At 62.9% G+C, this 6,364-nt stretch carries 8 protein-coding genes; 3 read left to right on the top strand and 5 right to left on the bottom strand.

Annotated features, from left to right (window positions below; genetic code table 11):
• The first annotated feature begins 88 nt into the window (after positions 1-88).
• Positions 89-1,456 carry a heterodisulfide reductase-related iron-sulfur binding cluster gene (locus tag HH303_RS12630; protein ID WP_169625679.1) on the top strand — a complete coding sequence of 456 codons (1,368 nt, stop codon included), beginning with the start codon at positions 89-91 and terminating at the stop codon, positions 1,454-1,456.
• 64 nt (positions 1,457-1,520) lie between these two features.
• Entirely contained in the window at positions 1,521-2,105 is a 585-nt protein-coding gene (locus HH303_RS12625) for a DUF3501 family protein (RefSeq protein WP_227421747.1), read from the top strand.
• Between the two features lie 10 nt (positions 2,106-2,115).
• Here the strand turns inward: HH303_RS12625 and HH303_RS12620 are convergent, their stop codons facing one another.
• Positions 2,116-2,688, bottom strand: a complete 573-nt coding sequence (locus HH303_RS12620) for a TetR/AcrR family transcriptional regulator (protein WP_169625677.1) — start codon at positions 2,686-2,688, stop codon at positions 2,116-2,118.
• Between the two features lie 102 nt (positions 2,689-2,790).
• Between HH303_RS12620 and HH303_RS12615 the strand changes: the two genes are divergently transcribed.
• Positions 2,791-3,582: a crotonase/enoyl-CoA hydratase family protein gene (locus HH303_RS12615; RefSeq protein ID WP_169625676.1), complete on the top strand. Its 792-nt coding sequence runs from the start codon at positions 2,791-2,793 to the stop codon at positions 3,580-3,582.
• A gap of 12 nt (positions 3,583-3,594) precedes the next feature.
• Here the strand turns inward: HH303_RS12615 and cobW are convergent, their stop codons facing one another.
• Genes cobW through HH303_RS12595 form a run of 4 tightly spaced genes read right to left on the bottom strand, consistent with a single transcriptional unit; the run spans position 3,595 to position 6,357 of the window.
• Positions 3,595-4,632: a cobalamin biosynthesis protein CobW gene (gene cobW / locus HH303_RS12610; RefSeq protein WP_169625675.1), complete on the bottom strand. Its 1,038-nt coding sequence runs from the start codon at positions 4,630-4,632 to the stop codon at positions 3,595-3,597.
• Between the two features lie 7 nt (positions 4,633-4,639).
• A complete protein-coding gene (gene cobU, locus HH303_RS12605; protein WP_169625674.1) occupies positions 4,640-5,164 on the bottom strand; it encodes a bifunctional adenosylcobinamide kinase/adenosylcobinamide-phosphate guanylyltransferase in 525 nt (174 codons plus the stop codon).
• A complete protein-coding gene (locus HH303_RS12600) occupies positions 5,161-5,670 on the bottom strand; it encodes a hypothetical protein (RefSeq protein WP_169625673.1) in 510 nt (169 codons plus the stop codon). Before HH303_RS12600 ends, cobU begins: the two co-directional genes overlap by 4 nt.
• Positions 5,671-5,682: 12 nt before the next feature.
• Positions 5,683-6,357, bottom strand: a complete 675-nt coding sequence (locus HH303_RS12595; RefSeq protein WP_169625672.1) for a histidine phosphatase family protein — start codon at positions 6,355-6,357, stop codon at positions 5,683-5,685.
• Between the last annotated feature and the right edge of the window lie 7 nt (positions 6,358-6,364).

The raw sequence follows: 6,364 nt of genomic DNA, 5'->3' as shown, positions 1-6,364 counted from the left end.
GCCCCCCCCCGCCCCGACCGTCCCGGCCCCCAATGGGTCGCTGGGACAGATTGGTGTTATCTGATCATATTCCTTGGGAGGTTGGGGGATGCGCGAAGGCAGCCTGGACGCACCGATTCGTCACACGATCGACTGGAACGACCCGGATTTCTATGACGAGGCGAAGCTCGACGCCGAATTGCGGCGCGTCTTCGATATCTGTCACGGATGCCGGCGCTGCTTCAATCTCTGCGACAGTTTCCCGCGCCTGTTCGACCTGATCGACGCCGCCCCGACGGAAGAACTGGATTCCGTCGAGTCCAAGGATTTCAAGCCGGTCGTGGATGCCTGCACGCTCTGCGACATGTGCTTCCTGACAAAATGCCCCTACGTGCCGCCGCACGAATTCAATCTGGATTTCCCGCATCTCATGCTGCGGTACCGCGCGATCGAACATAAAAAAGGTCTGCGCGGCGGCATGGAAGCGCAACTGACCAAGACCGACCGCAACGGCAAGCTGGGCACGTCCCTCGCCGGTCTCGCCAATTGGGCGACGCGGCGCGAAAACGGCCTGACACGCGGCGTCATGCAGTCGGTCGCCGGGGTGCATAAGGACGCGGAACTGCCGCCCTTCGCCGGTAAGACCTTGCTGGAAATGGCGAAGGACATGCCGAAGGCGGATCCGAAAGGCCCCGCCGCCGGTCAGAAAGCCGTCATCTACGCCACCTGCTACGGCAACTACAACACGCCGGAAATCGGTGAGGCCGCGATGAAGATCCTGGCCAAGAACGGCGTCGACTGCGAGGTCGTCTATCCCGAATGCTGCGGCATGCCGCAGATGGAACAGGGCGATATCTCCACCGTCGCCGGCAAGGCGAAGAACGTCGCTAAGGCCCTGCGCCCCTATATCGACAAGGGCTACGACGTCATCGCGCTGGTGCCGTCCTGCGCCCTGATGTTGAAATTCGAATGGCCGCTGATCGTGCCGGACGACGCGGATGTGAAGGCCCTGTCCGAAGCGTCGCACGACGTGTCCGAATACATCGTCGCCCTGGCCAAGAACAAGGGCCTGGCGGAGGGCATGTCGCCGCTGGACGGACCGATCGCCATCCACGTCGCCTGCCACGCCCGCGCCCAGAATATGGGGCAGAAGGGCGCCGAACTGGCCCGCCTTATCCCCGACACCCGCATCGCGGCGGTGGAACGCTGTTCCGGCCATGGCGGATCCTGGGGCATCATGAAGGACAATTTCGAGGTCGGCATGAAGGTCGGCAAGCCGGTCTTCAAACAGATGCAGATGAAGGCGAAGGCGAAATACGTCGCGTCCGAATGCCCGCTGGCGGGCCTGCATATCGCGCAGGGGATCACGGCGAACCCGGACATCCCCGCCGATGGCGACAATAGCGGCGAAGCCGCGAAACCCGAACTGGCGGCACATCCCGTCGTGCTGCTGGCCAAGTCCTACGGCTTGATGTAAATGCGAGCCGTTCGCAACACATAGTGAGATTGGAAAGCCAAGAAAGGCTGGAAAGATGGAAGCGATGAGCAAGCGAGCGATCACCAAGGCCGATATCCTGCCGCTCGACGAATACATCAAGGTTCGCAAGCAGCGTCACGCCGACTTGATCGCGCAAAAGAAACTGCGCCGCATCGAAATCGGCCCGGTCGCCACCTGCTATTTCGAAAACTACGACACGATGCTGCATCAGGTGCAGGAGATGCTGTATATCGAAAAAGGCGGGGACGAACAGATCGCCGACGAATTGCGGGCCTATAACCCGATGATTCCGAACGGCACGGAACTGACCGCCACGGTCATGTTCGAAATCGACGATCCGATCCGCCGGAAGAATTTCCTCTCCCGCCTGGGCGGTGTCGAGGAGACGATGTATTTCCGCTTCGCCGGGCACGAGGTCATGGGCAAACCGGAAGAGGATGTCGATCGCACCAATGCCGACGGCAAGGCGTCTTCCGTCCAGTTCATCCATTTCCCCTTCACGGCGGAGCAGATCGCGGCCTTCAAATCCGCGGATCAGGTCATGGTCGGCTTCAAGCACGACGCCTATGGCCACATCGCCGTCCTGTCCGATGCCTCCCGCGACGCGCTGGCCGCGGATTTCGACTGATCGTTCCGACCTAGTCGGCGTGACTGCACACTATCCGCGCCGCCTCGCCCGCGGCGCGGATGTAATCCGTGTCGTGATGCACAAGCATCACCGAAAAGGCGCCGTCGATCAGCACCACAACTTGCCGTGCCCGCCCTTCCGGCGACGCTAGGCCCGCCGCTTCGAATTCCGTCGCCAGCCAGGCTTCCAGGCGCTTCTTATGCGCCGACGACGCCTTGATCGCCGGGTGACCCGGCATATTCGCCAATTCCCCCGCCGTGCGCAGATAGCCGCAACCGCGCCATTTCGGATGCGTCGCGACATCGACCAACCCGTCGAAAATCGCCGATATCCGATCGGATATCGGTCCGTCCACCGCATCGAACCGATCCTTGAACCAATCCAAGTTCGGCGCGTCGCGACTGGTCAGATAAGCCTCGATCAAATCGTCCTTACTGCGAAAATGATAGTAGAGGGAACGTTTGGTTATCCCGGCCTGCTCGGCAATGGCATCGACGCTGGTCGCGCGAACGCCATCCCGATACAGCAGCTTCCGCGCCGCCTTGATAATCCGTTCGCGGGTCTCGTCGCCATTGCGCGGCATGCCGTCTGCTCCAGCTCATCAAAAGTATACCGACTAGTGAGTGTAAATTTATATCCCGGTTCTTACCCTCTGGCTATCGCAACAAAGCCGAGAGACATCGACATGACCGATCTTGTTTTGGAACGCCGTGAAGGCCCTATCGCTATTCTGACCCTGAACCGACCCGATAAGCTCAATGCTCTGAACTACGCCATGGTCGACCGCCTTATGGCCCGTCTGGACGATGCGGAAACCGACGATTCGGTCCGCGCCGTCGTTCTGACAGGGGCCGGGCACAGGGCCTTTTCCGCCGGGGGCGACATTCCGGACTTCACCGGCAGCATTCGGGAGGGGACCGATTCAGCGATGCACAATTTCGTGCGGCGCGGACAAGGCATGACCACGCGCATCGAATCCTTCCCGAAGCCGATCATTGCCGCCGTAAACGGCATCGCCTTCGGCGGCGGCTGCGAGATTACCGAGGCCTGCGCCCTGTCCGTCGCCAGCGACCGCGCGCGGTTCGCCAAGCCGGAAATCGCGATCGGCATTCCCCCGACCTTTGGCGGGACGCAACGGCTGCCCAGATTGGCCGGCCGCAAAAGGGCACTGGAACTGCTCTTGACCGGGGACGAATTCACGCCGCATGACGCCTTCACGTTGGGGCTGGTCAACAAGGTCGTACCGCATGACCGATTGATGCCGACCGCTTTCGCAATGGCGCACCGAATCTTGCGCCATTCCCCTCTGGCGACGGCGCGCATCCTGTATGCCGTGACGCGCGGACTCAACGCGCCGATCGACGAAGGCCTGCGCATCGAAGGCGAACAGTTCGCCCGGATGTCACAAACCGGGGACGTCTTGGAAGGACTGGGCGCCTGGATGGACCGACGCGCGCCGCACTATCTGGGCCGGTAGAGGAGGCGGCTCCTACCCTCGAATGGCAGCCTCGATCGCCGGGCGGTCGAGGCCCTTTTGGCCGATCACCACCAGTTCGGTGCGGCGCGGTTCGCCGTCTTTCCAGGCGCGGTCGAAATAGCGGCGCAGGCGCGGACCGACGGCTTGCACGACCTCGCGCCGGGACACCCCGGGACGGTCCAGGAAGCCCTTCACCCGCAGGATATCGTGGTCGGCAATGGCGGCGAGGATACGGGCCTCCAGCGCGTCGGCATCCGCGACTTCCGGCAGCGACAGGGTGAAGCTGTCGAAATCGTCATGATCGTGGTCGTCTAGACCGTCATGGCTGTCGTGATGGCTTTTGCGGCTGTCCAGATCGTCTTCCGCCGCCGCGTCGAGCCCCAGCAACACCGCCGGATCGACCGCCGCCTCGCGGGCATGGACGAAACGCACCCCGGCGCGCAGATGCGGTTTCAATTCGGCCTCGATCCGATCCGCCACGCCGTCTTCCAGCAGGTCCAACTTGTTCAGCACGACCATGTCGGCGCAAAGAAGCTGATCTTCGAAGACTTCCTCCAGCGGGTTGTCGTGATCCAGGGAATCGTCGGCTTCTCGTTGCGCCTGAACGGCGTCCTCGTCATCCGCGAACCGGCCTTCGGCGACGGCACGCCCGTCGACCACGGTCACCACGCCGTCGACCGTCACGCGGGCCTTCACTTCCGGCCAGGCGAAAGCTTTCACCAACGGCTTCGGCAGGGCGAGGCCGGAGGTTTCGATCAGAATGTGATCCGGCGGTTCCGGGCGGTTGAGAATGGCCTCGATCGCCGGCAGGAAATCGTCGGCGACGGTGCAGCAGATGCAGCCGTTGGCCAGTTCGACGACATCCTCTTCGCCGCAACCTTCGATGCCGCATCCCAACAGCAATTCGCGGTCGATCCCCAGATCGCCGAATTCGTTGATCAGAAAGGCCAGGCGTTTGCCCCGGTTGTTTTCGATCATGTGACGGATCAGGCTGGTCTTGCCGGCGCCCAGAAATCCGGTGACGACGGTGGCGGGAATGCGTGCGGCCATGGAGTTTCTATCCCTTCAATACGAGCGGTAAACCGGCGGCGACGAATTCGACATGGTCGACGGCGGCGGCGATTGTTTGGTTCAGACGGCCCTGATCGTCCCGGAAGCGTCTGGCGAGCGCATTTTCCGGCACGATGGACAGGCCCACTTCATTGGAAACGACGACGACCGGCCCGGAAGCGGCCCGCAAGGCATCCACAAGCTTTTGCGATTCCTCCGCGATATCGCGGTCCGCAAAGGTGATGTTGCTGAGCCATAGGGTCAGGCAATCGACCAGCAGGACATGTCGGGGCGAGGTCCGTTCCCGGATCGCGTCGCACAGGTCCAGCGGCGCTTCCACCGTCGACCAATGCGTCCCGCGTTCCTCGCGGTGACGAGCGATGCGATCTTCCATTTCGGAATCAAAGGCCTGAGCCGTTGCGATATAGACCGGCACAAGCCCATCCCGTTCATAGGCCTGTTCCGCCAGCGCCAGGGCGCGGGCCGTTTTACCCGACCGCGCCCCGCCCAGGATCAGGGACGTTTTCGTCATGCCAACATCTCCGGATCGCCCTGATCCTTCAGGCCCCCGCTGACGACGGGATTCCCAACCGGGCCGTCGGTCACGATGTTGAAGATCACGGAGCCGAAGGACGGCATGTCGAACGGATCGATGGTGACAGCCGATCCCGATATGGATACCGCGACATTGTCGTGCGATGCCCGGCCATGGCCTTCAACCGCCTGCGCCCGCAAGACCCTAGTCCCTTCCGGCAGAGTGATGACGACCGGCGCGGCGAAGTGGGTCGCCGCGGCCAAGGCGCCCTCACCCCGGTTCAGCAGGGAGAAGCGCATCAAAACCGCCCCCGTCGGCAAGCCGTCCGTCATTCCGGCGAAAGCGGCGCGCAAATCCTCCCCGGCTTCGGCAATGGGTTCGGCATGATAGGCATAGGCCAATTGCGGCTGCGAAAAGCGCGCGCCGCCCCGGCGATGTCGGAAATAGACATACCCGACCAAAACCAGGACGGCGAGGATGACGATGAGTGTTTGCTGATCCATCTGCTCTGCGCCCTATCGGATCGGCCGACCGCCGGGACGGCGCAGACCCGGCATGCGGTTCACCATCACCGTGCGCCAGCTCAGCCGCCCGAGGCCCGGCGTGGCCGCGTCGCTGCCGGTTTCGATCCGATCGATCCGCGTGACCGACAGGTTTTCGATGGAAAAGGACAGCGCCCGTTCCGGGTCGAGGCCCAAGGCGATGGCCAGCGCCGCCCGGATGGTGCCGCCATGGGCGACCGCCACGATGTCGCGCCCTGGATTTTCGTCCGACACACGTTCGATCACCGGGGCGACCCGCGCGATCAGATCGGCGAAGCTTTCGCCGTTCGGCGGGCGGTAATGGGCGGGGCAGAGCCAATAGTCGTGCAGGATATGCGGATCGGTCTTTTCAACATCGGCATAATGCTGACCTTGCCAGTCACCGAAGCTTTGTTCCGCGATATCCGGTTCCTCCCGGCGCGGGGGCAGGGCCAGCCCGGCGGCGGCGATGGCGTCCGCCGTCTGGTGGGTGCGCATCAGGTCGCTGGTCACCAACAAGGCATCTTCCGGCAGCAGCTTCGCCAAACCGTCGAAGATTTCCGTATCGTCAGTGTCGCAAGGCAGGTCGCCGCGCCCATAGATGCGGCCTTCATTCACAGTGACCGGCGCATGCCGGACCCACCACCAATGCGTCACCGTCGACGTCATACGCCTC

This window comes from Pacificispira spongiicola, assembly GCF_012926505.1.
Lineage (GTDB): Bacteria > Pseudomonadota > Alphaproteobacteria > UBA8366 > Aestuariispiraceae > Pacificispira > Pacificispira spongiicola.
The sequence above is the reverse complement of the archived record's forward strand: the minus strand, read 5'-3'. Positions and strand labels throughout refer to the sequence as shown.

What these genes read in the sequence shown, in the direction of transcription:
- HH303_RS12630 (WP_169625679.1), top strand. Translation starts at nt 89, where the DNA reads ATGCGCGAAGGCAGCCTGGACGCACCGATTCGTCACACGATCGACTGG.
- HH303_RS12625 (WP_227421747.1), top strand. Translation starts at nt 1,521, where the DNA reads ATGAGCAAGCGAGCGATCACCAAGGCCGATATCCTGCCGCTCGACGAA.
- HH303_RS12620 (WP_169625677.1), bottom strand. Translation starts at nt 2,688, where the DNA reads ATGCCGCGCAATGGCGACGAGACCCGCGAACGGATTATCAAGGCGGCG.
- HH303_RS12615 (WP_169625676.1), top strand. Translation starts at nt 2,791, where the DNA reads ATGACCGATCTTGTTTTGGAACGCCGTGAAGGCCCTATCGCTATTCTG.
- cobW (WP_169625675.1), bottom strand. Translation starts at nt 4,632, where the DNA reads ATGGCCGCACGCATTCCCGCCACCGTCGTCACCGGATTTCTGGGCGCC.
- cobU (WP_169625674.1), bottom strand. Translation starts at nt 5,164, where the DNA reads ATGACGAAAACGTCCCTGATCCTGGGCGGGGCGCGGTCGGGTAAAACG.
- HH303_RS12600 (WP_169625673.1), bottom strand. Translation starts at nt 5,670, where the DNA reads ATGGATCAGCAAACACTCATCGTCATCCTCGCCGTCCTGGTTTTGGTC.
- HH303_RS12595 (WP_169625672.1), bottom strand. Translation starts at nt 6,357, where the DNA reads ATGACGTCGACGGTGACGCATTGGTGGTGGGTCCGGCATGCGCCGGTC.